General features: G+C 40.2%; 21 protein-coding genes. 14 read left to right on the top strand and 7 right to left on the bottom strand.

Annotation, left to right across the window (positions count from 1 at the left end; genetic code table 11):
• Window positions 1–94: 94 nt before the first annotated feature.
• Window positions 95–733: a pyridoxamine 5'-phosphate oxidase gene (gene pdxH / locus QL984_RS16550; protein WP_138764518.1), complete on the top strand. Its 639-nt coding sequence runs from the start codon at window positions 95–97 to the stop codon at window positions 731–733.
• 12 nt (window positions 734–745) lie between these two features.
• Window positions 746–1,513: a TatD family hydrolase gene (locus QL984_RS16555; protein ID WP_128583110.1), complete on the top strand. Its 768-nt coding sequence runs from the start codon at window positions 746–748 to the stop codon at window positions 1,511–1,513.
• Here QL984_RS16555 and QL984_RS16560 read toward each other — a convergent pair.
• The gene (locus QL984_RS16560) at window positions 1,480–2,100 is read right to left on the bottom strand and encodes an AhpA/YtjB family protein (protein ID WP_024602098.1); all 621 of its coding nucleotides are present in this window, start codon (window positions 2,098–2,100) and stop codon (window positions 1,480–1,482) included. The genes QL984_RS16555 and QL984_RS16560 overlap by 34 nt on opposite strands.
• A 142-nt stretch (window positions 2,101–2,242) precedes the next feature.
• Here QL984_RS16560 and serB point away from each other — a divergent pair, with 142 nt between their 5' ends.
• Window positions 2,243–3,268 carry a phosphoserine phosphatase SerB gene (serB, locus tag QL984_RS16565; RefSeq protein ID WP_138764519.1) on the top strand — a complete coding sequence of 342 codons (1,026 nt, stop codon included), beginning with the start codon at window positions 2,243–2,245 and terminating at the stop codon, window positions 3,266–3,268.
• On the opposite strand, the gene QL984_RS16570 is transcribed toward serB, so the two are convergent.
• Window positions 3,265–5,745, bottom strand: coding sequence for a PilZ domain-containing protein (locus tag QL984_RS16570; protein ID WP_138764520.1), 2,481 nt, complete (start codon window positions 5,743–5,745; stop codon window positions 3,265–3,267). The genes serB and QL984_RS16570 overlap by 4 nt on opposite strands.
• Before the next feature lie 354 nt (window positions 5,746–6,099).
• Between QL984_RS16570 and radA the strand changes: the two genes are divergently transcribed.
• Window positions 6,100–7,485 (top strand): DNA repair protein RadA, encoded by a 1,386-nt coding sequence (gene radA, locus QL984_RS16575; RefSeq protein ID WP_013465693.1) that lies wholly within the window; start codon window positions 6,100–6,102, stop codon window positions 7,483–7,485.
• Window positions 7,486–7,570: 85 nt separating this feature from the next.
• Window positions 7,571–8,503 (top strand): hypothetical protein, encoded by a 933-nt coding sequence (locus QL984_RS16580; protein WP_138764521.1) that lies wholly within the window; start codon window positions 7,571–7,573, stop codon window positions 8,501–8,503.
• Window positions 8,504–8,595: 92 nt separating this feature from the next.
• Here QL984_RS16580 and serA read toward each other — a convergent pair whose 3' ends face one another.
• From serA to metK, 5 genes are all read right to left on the bottom strand, one after another.
• On the bottom strand, window positions 8,596–9,825 hold the full coding sequence (gene serA, locus QL984_RS16585) for a phosphoglycerate dehydrogenase (protein WP_028833921.1): 1,230 nt from the start codon (window positions 9,823–9,825) through the stop codon (window positions 8,596–8,598).
• Between the two features lie 9 nt (window positions 9,826–9,834).
• A complete protein-coding gene (rpiA, locus tag QL984_RS16590) occupies window positions 9,835–10,488 on the bottom strand; it encodes a ribose-5-phosphate isomerase RpiA (RefSeq protein WP_013465690.1) in 654 nt (217 codons plus the stop codon).
• Between the two features lie 53 nt (window positions 10,489–10,541).
• A complete protein-coding gene (locus QL984_RS16595; RefSeq protein ID WP_138764522.1) occupies window positions 10,542–11,138 on the bottom strand; it encodes a 5-formyltetrahydrofolate cyclo-ligase in 597 nt (198 codons plus the stop codon).
• Between the two features lie 18 nt (window positions 11,139–11,156).
• Window positions 11,157–11,702, bottom strand: coding sequence for a hypothetical protein (locus QL984_RS16600; RefSeq protein WP_064663607.1), 546 nt, complete (start codon window positions 11,700–11,702; stop codon window positions 11,157–11,159).
• A gap of 139 nt (window positions 11,703–11,841) precedes the next feature.
• Entirely contained in the window at window positions 11,842–12,993 is a 1,152-nt protein-coding gene (metK, locus tag QL984_RS16605; RefSeq protein ID WP_010387726.1) for a methionine adenosyltransferase, read from the bottom strand.
• A gap of 265 nt (window positions 12,994–13,258) precedes the next feature.
• Between metK and tkt the strand changes: the two genes are divergently transcribed.
• The 9 genes from tkt (at window position 13,259) to QL984_RS16650 (ending at window position 22,371) form a co-directional block, all read left to right on the top strand.
• The gene (gene tkt, locus QL984_RS16610) at window positions 13,259–15,250 is read left to right on the top strand and encodes a transketolase (RefSeq protein WP_138686446.1); all 1,992 of its coding nucleotides are present in this window, start codon (window positions 13,259–13,261) and stop codon (window positions 15,248–15,250) included.
• Between the two features lie 380 nt (window positions 15,251–15,630).
• Window positions 15,631–16,821 carry a hypothetical protein gene (locus QL984_RS16615; protein WP_290172988.1) on the top strand — a complete coding sequence of 397 codons (1,191 nt, stop codon included), beginning with the start codon at window positions 15,631–15,633 and terminating at the stop codon, window positions 16,819–16,821.
• On the top strand, window positions 16,818–17,624 hold the full coding sequence (locus tag QL984_RS16620) for a hypothetical protein (protein WP_138764524.1): 807 nt from the start codon (window positions 16,818–16,820) through the stop codon (window positions 17,622–17,624). The genes QL984_RS16615 and QL984_RS16620 overlap by 4 nt, the downstream gene beginning before the upstream one ends.
• Window positions 17,599–18,423 carry a hypothetical protein gene (locus tag QL984_RS16625; RefSeq protein WP_290172990.1) on the top strand — a complete coding sequence of 275 codons (825 nt, stop codon included), beginning with the start codon at window positions 17,599–17,601 and terminating at the stop codon, window positions 18,421–18,423. The genes QL984_RS16620 and QL984_RS16625 overlap by 26 nt, the downstream gene beginning before the upstream one ends.
• Window positions 18,416–19,222, top strand: coding sequence for a hypothetical protein (locus tag QL984_RS16630; RefSeq protein ID WP_138764526.1), 807 nt, complete (start codon window positions 18,416–18,418; stop codon window positions 19,220–19,222). Before QL984_RS16625 ends, QL984_RS16630 begins: the two co-directional genes overlap by 8 nt.
• Window positions 19,223–19,794: 572 nt before the next feature.
• Entirely contained in the window at window positions 19,795–20,109 is a 315-nt protein-coding gene (locus tag QL984_RS16635; protein WP_024602085.1) for a pyrimidine/purine nucleoside phosphorylase, read from the top strand.
• A 189-nt stretch (window positions 20,110–20,298) separates the two neighbouring features.
• A complete protein-coding gene (gene raiA, locus QL984_RS16640; protein WP_013465684.1) occupies window positions 20,299–20,655 on the top strand; it encodes a ribosome-associated translation inhibitor RaiA in 357 nt (118 codons plus the stop codon).
• Window positions 20,656–20,797: 142 nt separating this feature from the next.
• Window positions 20,798–22,030, top strand: a complete 1,233-nt coding sequence (locus QL984_RS16645; protein ID WP_138764425.1) for a divalent metal cation transporter — start codon at window positions 20,798–20,800, stop codon at window positions 22,028–22,030.
• A 197-nt stretch (window positions 22,031–22,227) separates the two neighbouring features.
• Window positions 22,228–22,371 carry a hypothetical protein gene (locus QL984_RS16650; RefSeq protein WP_164907905.1) on the top strand — a complete coding sequence of 48 codons (144 nt, stop codon included), beginning with the start codon at window positions 22,228–22,230 and terminating at the stop codon, window positions 22,369–22,371.
• Window positions 22,372–22,421 lie beyond the last annotated feature (50 nt).

A 22,421-nucleotide genomic window follows, 5' to 3' on the forward strand; every position in this document is an offset into this window, starting at 1 on the left:
GATAGCTGATAGCTGATAGCTGATAGCTGATAGCTGATAGCTGATAGCTGATAGCTGATAGCTGATAGCTGATAGCTCTTTAGAAGGATTTGATATGAAACTCGAAGATATTCGTCGTGAATACCTGCAAGATGCGCTCAGTGAAGACAACTTGCTTGATGATCCGTTTAAGCAGTTTGAAACCTGGCTTGAGCACGCTGTTGCCAGTAACTTGCCCGACCCTACAGCAATGGTGGTCGCTACGGTTGATGACACTGGTCAGCCTTCACAGCGTATTGTGCTGCTAAAGCATTTAGATGATAACGGTTTTGTGTTTTTTACTAATACCGGTTCACGAAAAGCACAAGAGCTTAAAGGCAATAATAAAATTTCCTTGCACTTTCCATGGCACCACATGGAGCGCCAAGTAATTGTATATGGTGAGGCGCAGCCGCTTCCAACCTCTGCCGTGGCTAAGTACTTTTTATCACGTCCAAAAGAAAGTCAATTAGCCGCTTGGGCGTCGCAACAAAGCCGCCCGGTGTCGTCGCGCAAAGTGTTAATGGAAACCTTTGCCAATATGAAAAACAAGTTTGCCAAAGGTGAAATACCACTCCCTGATTTTTGGGGCGGATATTGTGTTGTGCCGCAAAAAATCGAGTTTTGGCAAGGCGGAGCTCATCGTCTACATGATCGCTTTATGTATCAGCGTCAGCCCGATAATAGCTGGCAAATAACGCGCTTAAATCCGTAGTGGGCTAGTTTTTTGAAGTTTATAGATTCGCATTGCCATCTTGATTTTAGTGAGTTTGATGCAAACCGCGAATCACTTATTAATGCCTGTGTAGCAAAGGGCGTTAGCCAATTTATTGTGCCAGGTATTAGCTTGGCGCAATCTCAAAACCTACTAGAGTTTAAAGCAACCTACCCACAAGTCAGCATAGCGGCAGGGCTGCATCCTTATTTTTTAGAGCAACACCAACAATCACATTTAGAGTCATTATTTAATTTTGCTAAAGCAAATAAAACACAGCTGGTGGCTATTGGTGAGTGCGGGCTCGATCGCAGTATTTCCAATCTTGAAAAACAAACATTTTTGTTTGAGCAGCAAATAGCGCTTGCTAATGAGCTTGATTTACCGCTAATTGTTCATCACAGGCAAAGCCATGATTTAATTGCGCAGTCGTTTAAGCGTTGTAGGCCAAAAAACGGCGGTGTGATCCATGCTTTTTCAGGCTCAATTCAACAAGCGCACTATTATATAAAGCAGGGTTTTAAACTTGGAGTCGGTGGGGTTATAACTTACGAGCGTGCAGCTAAAACACGTGCAGTTATAGCAAAGCTTGAGCCGCAGCATTTAGTGCTTGAAACTGACTCACCTTCAATGCCGCTAAGTGGCTATCAGGGGGAGATAAATACCCCACTGCATATTCCTAACGTATTTGATGCGCTTTATGGTTTAAAACCAAATAGCGATAAATTTCAATTAGCTGAGCAGCTTTATGATTCATGCTCAGACGTTTTTTGTATATAACGATTTACTTGCCAGCGCTTTAATCCTCGGCCTAATTGCCAAGTAAAAATACAGGCAATCACTAACATAAGTAGCACTTGGCGACCTAAATCATGAAAATGATTATGGCTAGCCGATACCGCAGCACGGGTTAAATAGGTAATAGATACAAAGCCAATCGGGCGGTTGTCGTCTGAAATAACTTGCTCAACAAAAGGCGTTTTTAACTTACTAATACCCGGTGATGAATCAGGTAATAAGCCATACACATGATGCGATTGCCAATTATCGCTGCTCGCAAGTACCACACCTTGTTTGTCATAAATAGTGGCCGAGAGTACAAATTCATCTTTACTGATATTGTTGCATAAGGTGGTCAGTTGCGATTTGTTTTTTTCTATCAGCGGATTTTTAGCATTCAGTGCCATAAACTGAGTGAGAGATTTAGCTGCGCTATTGGCATTATCGTAAAGCAGTTGATGACTTTGAAAGCTACTATTTATACCCACCCAGCTTAATAATACAAAGCAGCCAGCGGCCAATAGCAAACGGACTAAACGCTTTTTTTGCGAGGCTGTAAGTGGATTTTTAAGATGGTTATTTTTCATAGTCACCGTATATGCTGCTGACAGCATTTTGATTTGATGTTACAACTACACTATAACCTTAAATCCACCCTGATGGCGAATTTTGTATCTTATATCCTTATCATCAATGCGCTAAATGTCAGGAAATATAAACGGAGATCCCATGTCGAACGCGAACATGGCACAGCACAGCGCTGAGCAACCATTATCACAACTTACCCTAAATAAATGGTTCAGCTATCAAAAGGGCGTATTTGCACCTTTAAATACAATTCCAAGCAGAGAACGAGGGCTTTTTAGTATCGCATTTGCAGGCGATTTTAGTATGGCGCATATCAATAGCATGATTGAATTTTTTGCCACTCACCAGCAAAATGTGACAGCAATTTGTCAATATCAGCCAGATTTAGGGCTATCTCCGGCATTGTGCTTCTACATAGAAAATGCAGAGCGCGCAATAAACCCACTTGAACTTCAAACTTTTGCAAATACCTTGGCGTGTCAGTTAGTGCAAGTAACCAATCCCCCTGATTTAAAAAAACCAGGATTATTGGTAATGGATATGGATTCAACAGCCATTACTATTGAGTGCATTGATGAAATTGCGCGTTTAGCCAATGTATATGACGAGGTTGCCAGTGTGACCGCGCAGGCAATGGCAGGTAAGCTTGATTTTAGTGAGAGTTTAAACCAACGCGTTGCCAAGCTAAAAGGGATTGAAAAAAGCTTAATTGATGATCTAAAAAGTGCACTGCCTTTAATGCCGGGTATTAAAGCATTGTGCCAAATTTTAAAGCACCACCAATGGTATTTAGCCATTGCATCAGGCGGGTTTGTGCCGTTTGCAGAGCGTGTACAAGAGTTAATTAATTTAGATGAAGTGCATGCCAATGTATTGGAATTTAAAGACGATAAACTAACAGGTAAGGTGTTAGGAGGCATTGTTGATGCTGAGCAAAAAGCGGTTATTTTAGAATCGCTTCAACAAAAACTAGGCCTTGAAAAAACGCAAACAGTTGCCATTGGTGATGGCGCAAATGATTTAAAAATGATGGCTCAAGCAGGATTAGGCGTTGCTGTGCATGGCAAACCTAAAGTAGTTGAACAAGCCCAAGCGGCTATTTGCCAAGGCTCGTTATTACAATTGCTGTATATGTTGGCGGTTCCGCTAAATCCATCACAGGGTTAACGTAAACGGTTTAACCAAATTAGTTTTCGCCTAGACATTTGCTCAACCTGTTGTTGGTTGAGCGATAAATGTACAAGGGCTTCGTCACTTACATCAATAATATCGCCAACTCCCGATACTGACCACAAGGCATCCTCTAAGTCTTTAGCCTTGTGAATTGCGTATTGGCTAACGTATTTTAGCTCATTTGCTAAGTAGTCAGTATCTAGTCGACCAGTACGTGAAATATATAAACGCATTATAAAAACCAGCTCAGACTTCAGCCCTTTACTTACTTGCTGTTTAAACTCGCTGCAGTCGGTGCCTAAAATACACTGACTGGTAATTGCATCGGCTATATTTTCTTTTTTAGGATCGAAGTTAATCACCAAACTAAATTCTAATGGCGAGTCTTGGCGAGAGCGCTCTTTAATATTCGGGGTGATCACATCAGCAATGTGCGCTTTAGTAATAATATTTGATAAGTCTGTTTTAGTATTTAGCAGTGAAAAATTTTGTAAAATAACATGCAGAGGGCTTGGATATAAACCAAATCCCATGGCGCCAATTTCAAAGTGAGCCATTGATTTATGTAAATATATTGGGAACTGGCAAAGTGTTTTGGTTACCATATTTCTAAGTGCTGTAGAAAGCCCAGGTACTTTAGGTGACTCCTCTGCTATTTTTAATTTTTGTTTATTGCTGTCAATTAAAAGAGTAAAAAAATCGACCCCAGTATGAGGCGACTTTTTCTCTACGTGTGCTTTTAAATTAATCGTGGTTAACGATTTACTCACCGCCATTACTTCATATTGAATAAGACTTAATGAATAACTTTTGGTGATTTTTTGTAAATCAGGGAATGACAGCGACACGATATCGCCTTTTTTAAAGTTTACTTCTTGATTACACTCTAGCTGTAAACCAAAGACTGAAAAGTCCCGAGTATGGCCATGCAGTACTGAGTCACGGGTGTTAATAACGACGCTGGTTTTATAAAGGTAACGCTTATTAGAACGAAGGTTCACGTACTCTAACGGCACGGTATTTAGCTCCGGCGGTGATGCATGCTTACTGTGGCCAAACAATTTCAATTTATTGGCCAAGGCTTTATCAAATTCATACTGTTGATAATGCTGTTGTTCATGCTTATTACCTACTTGAGTAAGTAGCATTAAATATTTTACGTCTTTTATGGCGCCTTCAACACGTGGTGAAGGCGGTTTATTAAGTTTCTCAATATCCTTACCCAAAGAGTTAGGTAAAGATAAAGGAATATAAGCATCTTCAGTATGGCTTGGCATCAATTGTAATTTAAAGCAGCGCCAACTGTCTCTTCGGCTACCAAAACCAAAAAATAACGCTTTTAATTGTGCATGTTGCTCAAGCTCTGAACGAGTGGCTGAATAGTAGTAAATTTTTCCTGCAGAGACATGGGTAAAGGTATATAAATATTCCTCTTTTACAGCAACAGGTTTTAGTGCCAAGTTACGAATACGCTTATGGTTTAACACACTGTATAGGCAAGATACTTTGCGCTCATCGGTAAAGTAACGCTGAATAAACAGGCTGTTTTCTGTAGTTAAACTTAAGCTTGGATAATAAACACCGTTTTTTTGACTTATAAAAACGTATAGCGAATTGACCCTAGGAATGTAATATTGCTCGTATCCTTTAGAAATAACTGCATCGAGGGTGTTATCTAAGTTCACTTTGTAGCGGCGTTTATTGCCGTGAATAAAGCTTTCTAAAAAATGGTCAAACGCGGTGTTGTTTTCTTTAAATGTGCGTTTTAAGCGAATATGATTAAATTCATCCGAGGTGTTTTCTATCGCAACCACTTCGTATTCAATCCCATTTTTTAACCCAAGCTCAAAATCTTGTTCAAGGCCAACTAAGTGCATAACAATAAGCTGACCTTTTTTTAAGTTATAGCGGGATGCCAACTTAATTTTACAGCCACTGAGTGAAATATCAGAAGTACTTGCTTCAATTTTTGTTTGCTCATCGTACTCAATAGTAATTTTAATTGAGTAATTCATTCGCTCTTCGCTACGACTTTCATAAGCCGCAAACTTAATTACATCGGTGGGTAGTTCGGGTGATGGTTCAATTATTTTAGCTGGGGTGGTCGTTGATTTTTGCTGTAATACACGATAATTATTTTCGGTATTCATCACCGCTTCGTACACGGCAAGGGTGTAGCCTTTATGTTGTTTTATTGATGCTTCGAATACTTCAATGGCGGTGTCATCCATAAAGTGTTGTTTACCGTTATGCTCATATGGTTTTACTTGGCCGGTTACTGAGCCACGCAGATCAATAAAGCGGTCTATCGGCTGAGATAAACGCGACATTTCCATTTTTATTAAAAACTGCTCGGGTTTGCTTAACTCGGCGGTTTTTGACTTGAAAATGAGATCAAACTTAGCATTTCCCAAATACTGTTTTAATTCATTTACAAGCGCTTCATGCTTGAGCAATACGTCTTCAGCCATTTATAAATCATCACCGTCTAATTTAAAAGTAGGTATACTGTTGCAATCATTTATTAGAGAATTAAATAAATCTAATATCGAAAAGTAGTTAAATGCGACCACGATATTATGCGTAACTATACTTTGTGTTTATTGTTATTCGTTATGAGCCAATTAATTGGCATGTTTTTATTAGCTTTTTAAAGCAAGAAGCATGCCCTAAAGCAGGTTAAATGAAACTACATCAGTATAGTGTGAGTGTGATACTAAATGCGCTATTCCACAAGGCGTTGTTGCTAAGGTAAAGCCAGCAATGGCAAAATAAGCGCTTAACAGTCAATATTTCAAAATAAAGCATAGTAGGTAAGGTTTTAAATGGCTAAAGCGGCAAAAGTAGAGTTTGTTTGTACAGAATGTGGCATGAACTATCAACGCTGGCAAGGTCAGTGTCGCTGCGGTGCGTGGAACACATTAGCAGAGTTTAAACCTTCTGCAGGGCAAAGCAAAAAAGTAGCAGCTCGTGCAAGTGTCGGTGGCTACGCCGGTGGTATTGGCGGTGGCTCTAAAAAAATTAATGAAGTAGCAACCTCAGAGGCAGAAAAACAGCTTACTGAAATTGGCGAACTTGACCGTGTACTAAGCGGCGGTGTAACCACCGGCTCGGTTAATATTATTTCTGGCGATCCGGGGGCGGGTAAAACCACACTACTATCGGATTTAGTGGCAAGAATGTCTCAGCGCATGCCATCGCTTTATTGTACTGCTGAGGAGTCTTTGTCGCAGTTTAAAAACCGAGTAAACCGTTTAAAACTTAACTATAACGAAGATGAGCTCTATTTACTTTCTGAAACCAGTGTTGAAACCATTATTGAAGAGCTGGATAAAAACAAAATTAAGTTTGCCGTTATCGACTCTATTCAAGCCGTGGTCACCGACACCGCTAATGGTAGCCCTGGCTCACCCTCGCAAGTAAAAAGTGCCGCTCAAGCGCTAACCCAATATTGTAAGCAAAACGATGTCACTATGTTCATTATTGCTCACGTAAATAAAAATAATGAAATAGCTGGCCCGCAAACATTAGTGCATATTGTTGATGCACTGTTACATATTGATACCAACGATGGTCAAGTGCGTACGCTGCGTGCTAATAAAAACCGCTTTGGTGATATAGATACTGTGGGCATTTTTAAAATGTGTGAACGCGGTATGCTCAGTGTGGATAACCCCAGCGAAATTTTCTTATCCGGTTCAACCACTGAATCACCGGGGTCGACGATTACCTGTATTCGTAAAGGTAATCGTAATTTACTACTTGAAATTCAATGTTTAACCACTGAAACAGAAGCAGAATTTCCACAGCGAGTATGTGTTGGTTTAAATATGAACCGGATTAAAATGCTCACCGGTATTTTACGTAAACACACTAAAACTAAAATATTTCACGATACGTTTTTTAATATTGTGGGTGGCCTAAAAATTGACGAATCAGAAACCTGTATTGATTTAGCGCTTGTTACTGCACTTTTAAGTAGCTTGAACGAGTTTGTTGTACCTCGAACCACCTGTATTATGGGGGAGCTAAGTTTAAACGGAGATGTGCGTCCAATCGACAGTGGTGTACCCCGTGTTAAAGAAGCGGCGCAACATGGGTTTACTGAAATATTTATCCCATTTCGTAACTACCATAAATCGATGGAAGGGCTGGGTGCTAAAATAACGCCAGTTAAAACAGTGCACGAGCTACTGAGTTTAATTAACTAGCAAACAAAAAGTGCTTAACGATGCATGTTCTCAATGTTAGTCTTGCTTAAAGCCACTTATATAAAGAGTTTAATAAGGAAATGACATGAAAAAATTAGTGATTGCAGCCGCGATTATTGCTGCAGGTGTGGGTGGCGTGAGCTATGCAAACTATGTTGCAACACAAGAGGTACGTGCTGAGGTTGATAAACAGTTGGCCTTGGTCAGCGAACAAACCGGTGCTAGTTTTAACTACGCAGAGCTATCGGCGAGTGTTATTTCAAACAGTGTTGCCATTAGTAATATTGAAGTGACTAGCCCTGAGGGCGATAAAATTGCCACGGTTGAGCATGTTGAAGTGACAGGCTACGAAACCGATAAAATATCGCCACATACTGCTTTTACGTTAAAAAACTTTCAATTTGATAAAAGCTTTGTCGATACATTGCCTGCAGATACAAATACACAACTTGCCTCAGCCAGTTATGATTTACACTCTTCATTAGATTACGACGAGCAATCAGGTAACAGTGATATTGTTGTTAAGCTGCAAGCTAATGATATTGCTAGTATTGATATGGACATGGGGCTTGCTAACTCTAAAGCGCTTATGGATGCTTCACTTGAAATCAGTAAGGCTCAGCAAGCTGCAGGTAATACACCGCTTACTTATGAGCAAGAGCTACAACAGCAAACAATGATTATGCAAGCAATGAGTAAGCTAGAGCCACGTAATGTTAGCTTAGTTGTTAATAACCAAGGTGATCTTAAAGGCTTATTAGAAAGCGAGTTGGCAAAGCAAGGTATGACGTTAGAGCAAATGCAAATAATGCTTGATCAACAGCTTCAACAAGCACCTGTGACCGAAGAAATAGCCAAGGCGTTAACTGATTTTGCTAAAGGACTAAATTCGTTTAGTGTGTCAGCAAAACTGCCTGAAGGTAAAACTATGATGGAAGTGAATCAGCAACTAATGATGTTAGCAGGGCAACCCGAAGAGCTGGTTAAGTTTATAAATTTAGAAGTTAAAGGCAAATAACAGCGGTAAGTTATAAGCCGTCAGGATTCAATTTAAAACAAAAAAGCCGTACTTGATTATTCAAGTACGGCTTTTATTATTTTAGCTGATAGTTAGTGAAGAATACGCGCTCTAATTGTACCTTCAACCGCACTGAGCTCTTTAAGTGCGACTTCTGAGTGATCTGTGTCTACATCAATAACCACGTAACCAATTGCTTCATCGGTTTGTAAGTACTGTGCGGCAATGTTAATACCGTGCTGAGCAAACGCTTGGTTAATTTGCGTTAGCACGCCAGGGCGGTTGTGATGCACGTGTAACAAGCGGCTGCGATTAGCAAGCTCTGGCAATGATACTTCAGGGAAGTTAACTGCGGTAATAGTTGAGCCGTTATCTGAGTACTTAGCGAGTTTACCCGCTACTTCAATACCAATGTTTTCTTGTGCTTCTTGAGTAGAACCACCTATATGCGGCGTTAAAATAACGTTGTCGAATTCACGCAGTGGCGAGATAAATTCTTCATCGTTAGATTTAGGTTCAACTGGGAATACGTCAATTGCTGCGCCGCTGAGTTTTTTCTCTGTTAGCGCTTCTGCTAGGGCGTCAATATCAACGACAGTACCACGTGAAGCGTTAATTAAAATAGAGCCTTGCTTCATTACCGCCAATTCAGCCGTGCCAATCAGGTTTTTAGTTTGCGGTGTTTCAGGTACGTGCAAGCTAATAATATCAGCGCGTTGCAATAGCTGCGTTAAGTTATGTACTTGTGTCGCATTACCTAAAGACAGTTTGTCTTCAATGTCGTAATACTCCACGTTCATACCAATATTTTCAGCCATAATGCCCAACTGAGTACCAATGTGACCGTAGCCAATAATACCTAAGGTTTTACCGCGCGCTTCAAACGAGCCATTGGCTGTTTTTAACCAGCCACCACGGTGCGCAGCGGCATTTCGCTGTGGAATACCACGTAATAAAAGCAGTATTTCACCTAGTACAAGCTCAGCTACAGAGCGAGTATTTGAAAACGGGGCATTAAATACTGCAATACCGCGTTCACGTGCTGCGTTTAAATCTACTTGGTTGGTACCAATACAAAAACAACCGATAGCAACCAGTTTTTCAGCTGCATTTAATACCGATTCATTAATATGAGTACGAGAACGCAGCCCGACAAAGTGCACATCTTTAATGCGCTCAATAAGCTCGTCCTCAGGTAGCGATGTTTTAACGTAGTCGATATTGCTATAACCGTTACGTTTTAGCGTTTCAACAGCGCTTTGATGAACACCTTCAAGCAAGAGAATTTTAATTTTGTCTTTTGCTAACGATACCTTACTCATAACCATATCCTATTTAATTTGTGGCCCATTTTTTGTGCCGATAATCACTTTATCAGCACCGCGCTCTGCAAATAGGCCGTTGGTGACTACGCCAACAATTTGATTTATTTGTGTTTCAAGCTGTTTAGCATGGGTAATTTTTAAATTATGTACATCTAAAATAACGTTGCCGTTATCGGTTACAACACCTTGGCGATACACAGGATCACCGCCAAGTTTTAATAATTCGCGGGCAACATAGCTGCGCGCCATCGGAATAACTTCAACTGGCAGCGGGAAATCCCCTAAGGTATCGACTAGTTTGGTGTCATCAACAATACACACAAACTGTTTAGCCACTGCCGCTACTATTTTTTCACGGGTGAGCGCTGCACCACCGCCTTTAATCATTTCGTTTAGAGCGTTAATTTCATCTGCGCCATCAACGTATACATCCAGAGCATCAACATCATTTAGCTCAAATACTTCTATACCAAGTTCTTTTAAACGTGCTGTAGACGCTTCTGAACTAGATACTGCACCAACGATGGTGTCTTTTACTGTGCCTAAAGCATCAATAAAATGATTAACGGTTGAGCCTGTACCAACACCCACTATGGTGTTTTCTTTTACAAACTCCAGTGCAGCCCATGCAGCTGCTTTTTTTAATTCATCTTGTGTCATTGCTATGTGCTCATTTATGTCAAAAATAGACTGTTAGTTTACAAGATTAATTGTTACCAACAGTAGGTTTTATTGGGTGTAATAATAGTTTTAAGAGGCACATCCCACGATTCAATTGGGAGCTTATCCACTTGTTGGCATTCGTGTGCTAGGCCAATAAGTTGTGGTTGCTGCCAGTTTTCTTCGTGTAAACGTGCCAAGGTTCTATCGTAAAATCCACCCCCCATTCCAAGGCGATTACCAAATTTATCAAATGCAACAAGTGGCATAAGTAGATAATCAAGCGCTGGCAATGGGCATATTTGAGAGCAGTTCAGCTTAGGCTCCAAGATACCATAGCGGTTTGCTCTCATGGGTGAGTTTTTTTCATATCGTTGAAATAGTAAATTAGCCCCGTTGAAAGGGTGAATTATAGGTAAGTAAACATGCTGTTCAATGCTCCATAATTCATTAATTAACAATGATGTATCTAGCTCTCCATCATTGCTTAAATAAAGCGCGATATGGCTTTTTTTGGCCGAGTTCATGCTTTTTAAATATTGAATAAAATTCACTTTAAGCGAGTGGGCCGCTATTTCTTGCTGGTTTTTTGATAGGTTATTACGTGCTTTACGAATATCGTGTCTTATTTGTGCGCGATTATTACTCATTAAATAACTAAACCATGATTAAAAAGAGAATAAATTAGGAAATAATAAGTACACAGCAAGCACAATAAGTAATATTACGGCTGTAGAAATCAGCGAATATAAAACAAGGTTACTGCGTTTTTTGGGTGTTGTAGAGAGTGGCTCATCTAGCATTAAATCGTCATCTTCCCATGGTTCGTCATTTTCATCAGGCAGTGATAACTCAACCTCGGGGAGACGTTGCTCAAGATCCTCAAGTTTCTCTTCAAGACGAATTAAGCTACTAGTAATGTAATCTAGGGCATCAAATAAGCGCTGATCTCGCTGGCTGTCGTGCGCTTTTTGAGAAGTAGCTTGTGTAGGGGCTGTTTGCTGAAGTTTGCTTTTGATCCCCAGCGTTGAAAGTAACTTAGCTTGCTTAAGGGCTTTCTCTTTGTTGCTAGGAGCAAACAGCGGCTTGCCATTAAAAAATGCCGCCACCTTTTCAGGTGAGGTTTTTAGTTTTTCTGTCAGTGCATTGGTCACTGCTTGGCTGTCTGCGCCTTCTGCAAGTCCTACAAATATAACACGAAAATTGTCGGCCATTTTTTATCCCTAACACGCTTTATTGTATAAGCAGAGTATATACCTAAAATGTTAAACAGTTCGAGACTGTTTTATGACTAACTTAATACACATAGCAAAACGGCCCTAAAAAGGGCCGTTTTAATATTAGCTAGGTGGCTTACAGGCCAGCTGCTGCGCGAAGTGCGTCTGCTTTATCTGTGCGTTCCCATGGGAATTCATCACGGCCAAAGTGGCCGTAAGCCGCTGTTGGTAGATAAATAGGGCGCTCAAGATCAAGCATTTGAATTAGGCCGTAAGGGCGTAAGTCAAAGTGTTCACGAATAAGTTCGATTAAACGCGCTTCTTCTAATTTACCAGTGCCAAATGTTTCAACACTGATAGATGTTGGCTCTGCAACACCAATAGCATAAGACACCTGAAGTTCACACTTGTCAGCAAGGCCAGCAGCAACAATGTTTTTAGCAACATAACGTGCAGCATAAGCCGCTGAGCGGTCAACTTTTGATGGATCTTTACCAGAGAAAGCACCACCACCGTGACGAGCCATGCCACCGTAAGTATCTACAATGATTTTACGACCAGTTAAACCACAGTCACCCATTGGTCCACCAATTACAAAACGACCCGTTGGGTTAATAAAGAATTTAGTGGCACTAGTAATCAGCTCAGCAGGAAGTACTGGCTTAATAATCGTTTCCATTACCGCTTCTACTAAATCACTTTGCGATACATCTTCGCTGTGCTGAGTAGAAAGTACAACGGCATCAATGCCTACTGGCTTGCCATTTTCGTATGCAAACGTAACCTGTGATTTTGCATCTGGACGCAACCAGTTAAGCTCGCCGCTTTTACGTACTTGTGCTTGGCGTTGTACTAAACGGTGAGAATAAGTAATTGGAGCAGGCATTAATACTTCAGTTTCGTTACATGCGTAACCAAACATTAGGCCTTGGTCGCCAGCGCCTTGCTCTTCAGGGCTTGTACGGTCAACACCTTGGTTAATGTCAGGAGACTGTTTACCAATCGTGTTTAAAATTGCACACGAATCGGCATCAAAGCCCATGTCTGAATGTGTGTAACCAATTTCACGTACTGTTTTACGTGTAATTTCTTCGATATCAACCCATGCGCTAGTCGTGATTTCACCACCAACCATAACCATACCGGTTTTAACGTAAGTTTCACACGCTACACGGGCATGAGAGTCTTGCTCTAGGATAGCATCAAGTACCGCATCAGAAATTTGATCGGCGATTTTATCCGGATGACCTTCAGAAACAGATTCAGAAGTAAATAAATGTTTTGCCATTGTAATTATGCTCACAAATATTGCGCTTCACAAACGTCGGTATTAGCGCTAAAAAATTAAGGCGCGTATTTTATCTAAAACAAATGAACTTGCATAGTTTTTTTACGCCTAGACGTCTAAATAAAATATCTAATAGTAAATGGTTCTTAAAAAATATTCATAATGCCCTATTTTTATGGGTTTTTAATTGCACACAGCCCCCACAATAAGTAAGAATGGGGATAAATAAATACCCGCGCAAATACATATAAAGGTAGGAGAATTCATGCCATCTCGCAAAGAACTTGCAAATGCTATTCGCGTCTTGTCAATGGACGCAGTACAAAAGGCCAAATCTGGTCACCCTGGAGCCCCTATGGGCATGGCTGATATCGCAGAAGTATTATGGCGCGATTATCTAAAACATAACCCAACAAATCCAGAGTGGGCTGACCGAGATCGATTTATACTCTCAAATGGTCACGGTTCAATGCTAATTTATTCTCTACTGCATTTAAGTGGTTATGACTTGCCACTGGACGAAATTAAAAACTTCCGCCAAATGCATTCTAAAACACCAGGCCATCCAGAATATGGATACGCGCCAGGAATTGAGACCACTACGGGCCCATTAGGTCAAGGGATCACAAATGCGGTAGGTATGGCGATTGCTGAAAAAGCATTAGCAGCGCAGTTTAACCGTGAAGGCCACGACATTGTTGATCACCACACGTATGCGTTTATGGGTGATGGTTGTTTAATGGAAGGTATTTCTCATGAAGCATGCTCACTAGCCGGTACATTAGGCCTAGGCAAATTAGTGGCATTTTGGGATGACAACGGCATTTCAATCGACGGTGAAGTTGAAGGTTGGTTTAGTGATGATACCCCAGCACGTTTTAAAGCATACGGCTGGCATGTAATTAGTGACGTTGATGGCCATGATAGCGATGCAGTAAGTGCAGCAATTGCAGAAGCTAAAAGCGTGACTGATAAGCCAACACTAATTTGTTGTAAAACTATTATTGGTTACGGCTCACCTAATAAATCAGGTAGCCACGATTGTCACGGTGCACCACTAGGTGATGACGAAATTAAAGCGTCTCGCGAGTTTTTAGGTTGGACGGGCGATGCATTTGAAATCCCTGAAGATATTTATGCACAGTGGGATAACAAAGAAAAAGGCCAACAGCTTGAAGCAAGCTGGGACGAAAAATTTGCCGCATATGAAAAAGCATACCCAGAGCTAGCAGCAGAATACAAACGCCGTACACATTCAGAATTACCAGCTGACTGGGCTGAAAAATCACAAGCGTACATTGAAGAGCTACAAGCAAACCCAGCAAACCCAGCATCACGTAAAGCGTCGCAAAATGCATTAAATGCGTTTGGCCCGTTACTACCTGAATTTATGGGTGGTTCTGCCGATTTAGCGGGTTCAAACTTAACAATTTGGGATGGCTCTAAAGGCTTAACTGCTGATGATGCAAGTGGTAACTACATTTACTACGGTGTACGTGAGTTTGGTATGTCGGCCATTATGAACGGTATTGCACTGCATAAAGGCTTTATTCCTTACGGTGCAACGTTCTTAATGTTTATGGAATACGCACGCAACGCGGTACGTATGGCTGCATTAATGAAGCAACCAAGCATTTTTGTATACACGCACGATTCAATCGGTTTAGGTGAAGATGGTCCAACTCACCAACCAGTTGAGCAAATTGCGAGCATGCGTTTAACGCCTAACCTATACAACTGGCGCCCATGTGACCAAGTTGAGTCAGCAATTGCATGGCAACAAGCTATTGAACGTAAAGACGGTCCTACATCATTAATCTTTACTCGCCAAGGCTTAGAGCAGCAAGCTCGTGATGCCCAGCAATTAAGCGACGTTAAAAAGGGTGGTTACATCTTAAGTTGTGACGGCAACCCAGAGCTTATTTTGATTGCAACGGGTTCTGAAGTACAGCTAGCGCAAGACTCTGCGAAAGAGCTACGTGCGCAGGGTAAAAAGGTACGTGTTGTATCTATGCCATGTACTGATGCGTTTGAAGACCAATCGCCTGAGTACAAAGAAAGTGTATTACCAGCAAGCGTTTCACGTCGCGTAGCGATTGAAGCGGGTATTGCTGATTACTGGTACAAGTATGTAGGCCTAAATGGCGCCGTAGTTGGTATGACCACCTTTGGTGAGTCGGCACCGGCAAACGAGCTATTTGAATTCTTCGGCTTTACCGTAGAAAACATCGTTAACAAAGCAAATGCATTGTTTTAAGCGACTGCTTTAACATTTAAAAGCCCGTCCTGTGTATAGCAGGGCGGGCTTTTTTTATTTCAGAGCTTACAGATTTAAGCTATCAGCTGTCAGTTTAACTCAAACGTAAACTTGTAACGGGGGGAGGTTTTAGCACTAGTTATTTATAAAAAGTTGTAGTGAAGGTCGTGCTTTAGGCTGCGTTAAAACAATCAAAGCTGTTACCTAAATGATGATTGGCTATGACTTCAAAGAGGTTTAGAACTAATTCATTAGCTTTAAACGTATACTAAGGCTGTAAAACGTCCGAATAAAGGGCAAATACAGCATAAAATTATTTTTGCTCTAAAAATTAGTTTGCAGTATCATTTCGGGCACAGACTCATTTACAAGGAAGAAATATGTCTTGGTCAAAACTCAATAAAACTATCAATGCCCATTCTGTTATTCCACTTGACGCACTTAGCTGTCGTGATTTTGGTGTTAATCTCCCCGCTAACTTCCCATTCAATAAAGCTAAATTTACTTGCCAAGCTCTCGCTATGCTATCGCAGCTCAATGACTATGACTTAAAAATGGTGTGCGCCGATATCATTCAAATTTGCGCTAATCCTAATGCTACAAACTCAATTAAGCATAGCCGTAACCCGCTACGTCGTTTATGGCGAACAAAGTACCCGTTCCGTAATTATCACTTTTTAATACGTTATACCTTAGAAGCAAGTAATATATCTATAACCGATATATTATTTGATAAGCAATTAGAGGGAGCCAAAAATAATTTTGCTGCAGAGCGTACTATGCTTTATGAAGTGAAAAGGCAAAGCAGTCATACATACGACAAAGCAATGAATGATGACGAAATAAAGAAAGTACAAGGAGCTTGGGAACGAATACCAACTCCAACCACACAAATAAAAACGCAGCATGCGGCGGTCAATGGTATGCAAAATGAGCTTACCAAAGCCACATGGTTAATGGGCACCCACCTTGATAGAGCTTACGAGGGAGACGGTATAAAAGCTTATACCTTGTTTCATAACCCCACCGATTATACAAAGCTTGACTTAATTGAGTGCGCGTTTGATAAGCGTTCAGGGACTAAATCCCACAATGCTCAGCATTTAGCAGCCGTGCTGGCACAAAATAATCAGCAAGGTAAACAAGTAAAATGGCTAGCTCACAGCCAAGGGGCAATCATTTTTTGTGCCGCGCTAGAGCATTATCGCATTCACTATGGTAAGCCTCTTGCGGGTCAGCAACTCGCTGTGCATGGTTCAGGCTCAAATGTCGAACGTTTAAAACGCATTGCCCATAGCGTAGGTGTAAAAGTTGTCTCAGTGCGTAATAACCCTTATGATTTAGTGCCTAATTTAGCTGACCGCAGTAAAATATCATCCAGTAGTTTAGTACGTTCGCTGAAATTTAAAGGCTTGGTTACAGATGGCTCTGTTGGCGAAAGCCCACACACTTTACCGTTTTTAGGCTTAGTCACCTATGCAGCTCAACTGCAAATGCTAGGTAATAATGAAAAGGCCGATATAGTAAGAAAGTTTATTAAAACTCTACCGCCTACGGATGCGCGATTATGATCAAATTAGCCAAGGCTTTTTACCGTGGTTTTATTGGCGGGCCCAGCTTCGACAACTGTATTCACTATCGCTTTATTTTAGAAGATAAGCTGTTAACACTTGATATGCCTAGCAGTAATGTTGCTGCTGTACCGTCTACCATTGACGTGTCGTTTCCCTATAATTCAAAAAGTTGGTTTAATCAGTACAAGGAAGATTATTTCCATCACGTATATGTGCATATGCTTACTAAAAACTGGATGTACTTGCCACCAGTTAGCTATTTGCCAAGTAGTGAGTATGGCATGCTTAGTTGTCAACTAAGGATTAAACAAACCAATAAAATCAATGTTTTGGATGCCGTGCAATTAAAGCGTTTTGTGATTGAATCATACGATGACTTCCATTGGGGACCTGATGGCAGAAATACCGAAATTAAAAAAGATACTACATTAGAATCAAGTAAAATGGCCGTCCCCTTTGAGCCTGATGAGTTAGAGGAAGAAATTTTAGGACGTATTGAGACTCGAGGATATCCACCACTACCAACGGCCAAAGAAGTTATACTTAATAATCGCCAGTGGGTGTTTTACCAAGTAAAAAGAAATAACAGTCTCTCTCGCCAAGATTTTTATTGTTTATCATTAAGTGAGCATGCATTTTTAGAGGTTGAATTTAATCATCGTATTGATCGCTCTGATAAACATAAAAAATGGGCTAAACATGCACTTGAATCACAGCAGCGAATTATGGAATCAATTAAACTCAGTGATTTACCCCCCGATCACGATAATTTGATTGCAGATAATTCTAAGAGTGATTAATTTAGCTAAGGCGTTTTATCGTGGTTTTATTGGCGGGCCCAATTTTGAAAATTGCACCCACCACCGTCTTATTCTAGAAGACAAGCTGATAACACTCGATGTGCCTGATAGCAACGTCTCAGCAGTGCCGTCTACCATTGATGTCTCGTTTCCTTATAATTCAACTAGCTGGTTTAACCAACATAAGAAAAACTATTTACACCATGAATACGTGTATATGCTCACTGAAAACTGGATGTATTTGCCTCCAGTAAGTTATTTACCAAGCAGTGAGTATGGCATGTTTAGTTGCCAACTAAGAATTAAGCAAACTAATAAAATCAATGTTCTTGATACTATGCAATTAAAACGCTTTGTGATTGATGAGTATAATAATTATCATTGGGGGTCAGATGGTTATAACACTAAGCTTCAAAATGATACCAAGCTAGAGTCGAATAAAAGAGCAAACCCATGGGAAGGCGAAGCACTGAAAAAGGAAATTTTAGGGCGCGTTGAATCTTATGGTTATCCGCCACTGCCTGCAGCTAAAGGAGTAATTATTAATGATCGCCAATGGGTGTTTTATCAAATAAAGAAAAGTAATAAGCGTTCTCGCCAAGACTTTTATTGTTTACCATTAAGTGAGCATGCATTTTTAGAGGTTGAATTTAATCATCGTGTTGATCGCTCTGATAAGCATAAAAAATGGGCTAAGCATGCGCTTGAATCACAGCAGCGAATCATGGAATCAATTAAGTTGAGTGATTTACCCCCCGATCACGATAATTTAATTACTGATAATTCTAAGAATGATTAATTTAGCGAAGGCTTTTTACCGTGGTTTTATTGGCGGGCCTAGTTTTGGAAATTGCATCCACCATCGTCTTATTCTAGAAGATAAGCTACTCACTCTCGATGTACCGGATAGCAATGTCGCAGCTGTACCGTCTACTATTGATGTCTCGTTTCCTTATAATTCAACCAGCTGGTTTAACCAACACAAAGAAACGTTCCTTTACCATGAGTATGTTCATATACTCACTGAAAATTGGATGTACTTGCCACCAGTTAGTTATTTGCCCAGTAGTGAGTATGGCATGCTCAGTTGCCAATTACGTATTAAACAAACCAATAAAATTAATGTGCTTGATACCGCACAATTAAAGCGCTTTGTTATTGAATTATATGATGACTTCCACTGGGGACCTGATGGAAAAAACACTAGAATTAAAAATGATACCACTTTAGAATCGATTAAAAGAGCAAACCCTTGGCAAGGTGAGGCACTCAAAGAAGAAATTATAGGTCGTATTGAAGTTTATGGTCAGCCGCCATTGCCTGCGGCTAAAGAGGTAATTATTAATAATTACCAGTGGGTGTTTTACCAAGAGTGCAGAGGTAATGTTCTCTCTCGCCACGACTTTTATTGTTTGCCATTATGTGAGCATGCTTTTTTAGAGGTAAAGTTTAATCATCGTGTTGACCGCTCTGATAAGCATAAAAAATGGGCTAAGCATGCACTTGAATCACAGCAGCGAATTATGGAATCAATTAAGTTGAGTGATTTACCCCCCGATCACGATAATTTGATTACTGATAATTCTAAGAATGCTTAACGTAATCGAAGCGTTTTTATGGCTTTTAAAAGTTTAAAGGCCAGCCCTGTGTAAAACAGGACGGGCTTTTTTATGAGTTGTACTTTTATCACTTCCTCTAAAGCGCAGCGTCTCATAGCCCTCTTTGTGCACAAATTATTAAAAACTTATTTAAACAAAGAGAAACGAATGAGAAGAAAATGAGGCCATACAAAATCAACTTTGTTGTTTGATTACTTCTCTAAAGCGTAGCGTCTCATAGCCCTCTTTGTGCACAAATTATTAAAAACTTATTTGAACAAAGAGAAACGAATGAGAAGAAAATGAGGTAATACAAAACCCAAATTATAAAAAATAGTTGTTTGATCACTTCTCTAAAGCGCAGCGTCTTTTAGTTCTCTTTGTCCATAAATCACTAAAAGTACTGTTCGAAACTCGTAGCCCGTTGCTCGAAGCATATCTCTCTATAAAGTCGTTCTTTTTTAACCTTTTGGATTTTAGATGAGTAATTTTCACAACACTTAACTTGCAAGGTTTTTATGTATCAGGCACTGTGGGGGTAACAAAATTATAAATTAACAACAGGAGTTAACATGCCAAAGTTCGATAACGTTAGTGTGGTTAAAAAAGCCAATGTGTACTTTGATGGCAAAGTATCAAGCCGAACTGTGCTTTTAGGTAACGGTGAAGCAAAAACCTTGGGTTTTATGCAACCCGGTGAATTTGAGTTTAATACTAACCAAAAAGAGTGCATGGAGTTGTTAGCAGGGCAGTGGGATGTACTATTACCTGGTGAAACACAGTGGAAAACATTTAATGCGGGCGAGTCATTTAATGTTGATGCTAATGTGAGCTTTCATGTAAAAGTAAGTGATTTTGCTGATTATTGCTGTTCATACACCGATTAATTTGTTGATTGATTAAATTATCAACATCTCTAAAGGCCGCTTCAAAGCGGCTTTTTGCATACTTAATGCTAAATGAATGATCTAAATCAGGTGGGGTAATAAATAATTGCGTAATTTTCATTTTTTCTCTTGTGTTAATTCGTTTAGCCCCCAATACTAACTATGAGGTAACAAATAAAAGGATACCCTATGAAAATTAATCTTTCTGGTCACCATGTTGACGTTACTGATTCTATTAAAGAACACATTAACGAAAAGTTCTCAAAAGTCGCGAGCCATTTTCCATCATTGATATCTCTAGATATTATTCTTTCAAAAGAGCATCATAAGTTCCAAGCAGAAATTAGCACAAATTATGAAGGTGCGCGTATATCGGTAAAAGGGGAAAACGAAGTTATGTATCCTGCTATTTCCAGCGCAGCTAAAAAACTCGATGCCGCACTAAAGCATCGTAAAGGGCAAATAAAAGCGAACTTACATGAAAAGCCTGTAAGTACCACACCTGAAATAGCACACGAAATCATCCAAGAGATGGATTTAAATTAATAACTAACAATGTGTTATTTTTAAAAAGAGCCTAAGGGCTCTTTTTTATTGCCTGTAAATTAGGTAAGTTATGCACTCACACAGTTCATTAATGATAAAAATTAATAATAAAAGCACATAACACACCAAATTTGAGAAGTTAATGCAGTACACACAAAGCACATGGAAGTCTCGGTTAGGGGCGCTCGGCCCGGGTATTTTAATGGCCACCGCTGCCATTGGTGGCTCACACTTAGTTGCATCGACCCAAGCTGGCGCATTATTTGGCTGGCAGCTATTTTGGCTTATTGTGGTGGTTAACGTTTTAAAGTACCCGTTTTTTCGTTTTGGTATGGAGTACACACTCGCTACTAAAAATAGTTTAGTCGAAGGGTATAAAAACCAAGGGCCTGGCTATTTTTACAGTTTTATTGCCCTCAATATTATTGCCGCTGTGGTAAATACCGCAGGTGTATTGTTGCTTACGGCGAGCTTATTACACTACGCATTACCTATTAGCATTCCTGTTACCTTATTGTGTTGGGTAATATTGGCCGTGTGTTTAATTATATTATTACTGGGGCATTTTAAAGCGCTCGATAACGTAGCAAAAGCTATTATGGGGCTACTTACTATAGCAACCATCACTGCATTGGTTATTGCTATAAATAACGGCCCAGTAGCGCCTGTAAACTACGTTGGCCCCTCACCATATGAACTTGCCATGTTAGGCTTTATGGTTGCCTTAATGGGCTGGATGCCAGCGCCTATTGAAATATCGGCACTGAGCTCTTTATGGCTTAAAGAAAAACAAGCTCAGCAAAGTGTGACTAAAAACCAAGGCTTATTCGATTTTAATCTAGGTTATTGGTTAACCGCCGGGCTTGCGCTGGTATTTTTTAGTTTAGGTGCGTTAGTGCAATATGGGCAAAACAGTAATATAGAGCTCGGTGGTGTAGCGTTTGCTAAACAGCTGATTGATATGTACGCATCAACAATAGGCGAGTGGGCACGGCCTTTGGTATCAGCCATCGCGTTTTTGTGTATGTTTGGCACCACACTCACCGTACTTGACGGTTACGCCCGCACACTTAACGAATCACACAAATTACTTGGTTTTAAGCAATCTAAACACAGCTTAAATACGTGGCTTATACTGCAAGCATTGGCCGGTATGGCGGTTATTTTATTTTTTAAATCAGCCCTTGGCCCTATGCTTACCTTTGCAATGACACTTGCTTTTGTAACCACACCGGTTTTTGCATGGCTTAACTTCAGCCTAGTGCGCTCAGAGCCCGCGATTAAACACAGTCTACTTTTGCGTAGCTTAACGTGGTTAGGTTTAGTGTACTTGGTTGGTTTTGCTGTAGCGTTTGTGGTTTGGAAGTTGATGTGATTTTATTTTCGAGGTTCGAGGTTCGAGGTTCGAGGTGAAAGGTACAAATCAAACAACCTCTGCATAAATACCGACTGTTGTAGACCGCGATGGGCTGCAGCGAGCGATAAATTTTATTAAAGAGCTGTGATTTATATTTTTAAGAAGTGTTGTAGCCTAAAGTTGAGGTATTAGGTGTGTTTAGCAATGGAGTATAAATGGAAAATTATCAACTAGTGAAACATGCTACTTCGTTAGCTAAATCAAAAAAGTATGATTATGCGATTCAGCTGCTTAGTGAACTATATAAAAGCAACGAAGTTTCAGATGCTGAAATCATTAAGGTTATTCCCTATTATTAAAAAGCGGGTCGTTATAATGAATTAGAACAATATTTTGAAGAGATTTTAAT

Source organism: Pseudoalteromonas sp. APC 3495, assembly GCF_030407645.1.
GTDB lineage: Bacteria > Pseudomonadota > Gammaproteobacteria > Enterobacterales > Alteromonadaceae > Pseudoalteromonas > Pseudoalteromonas tetraodonis.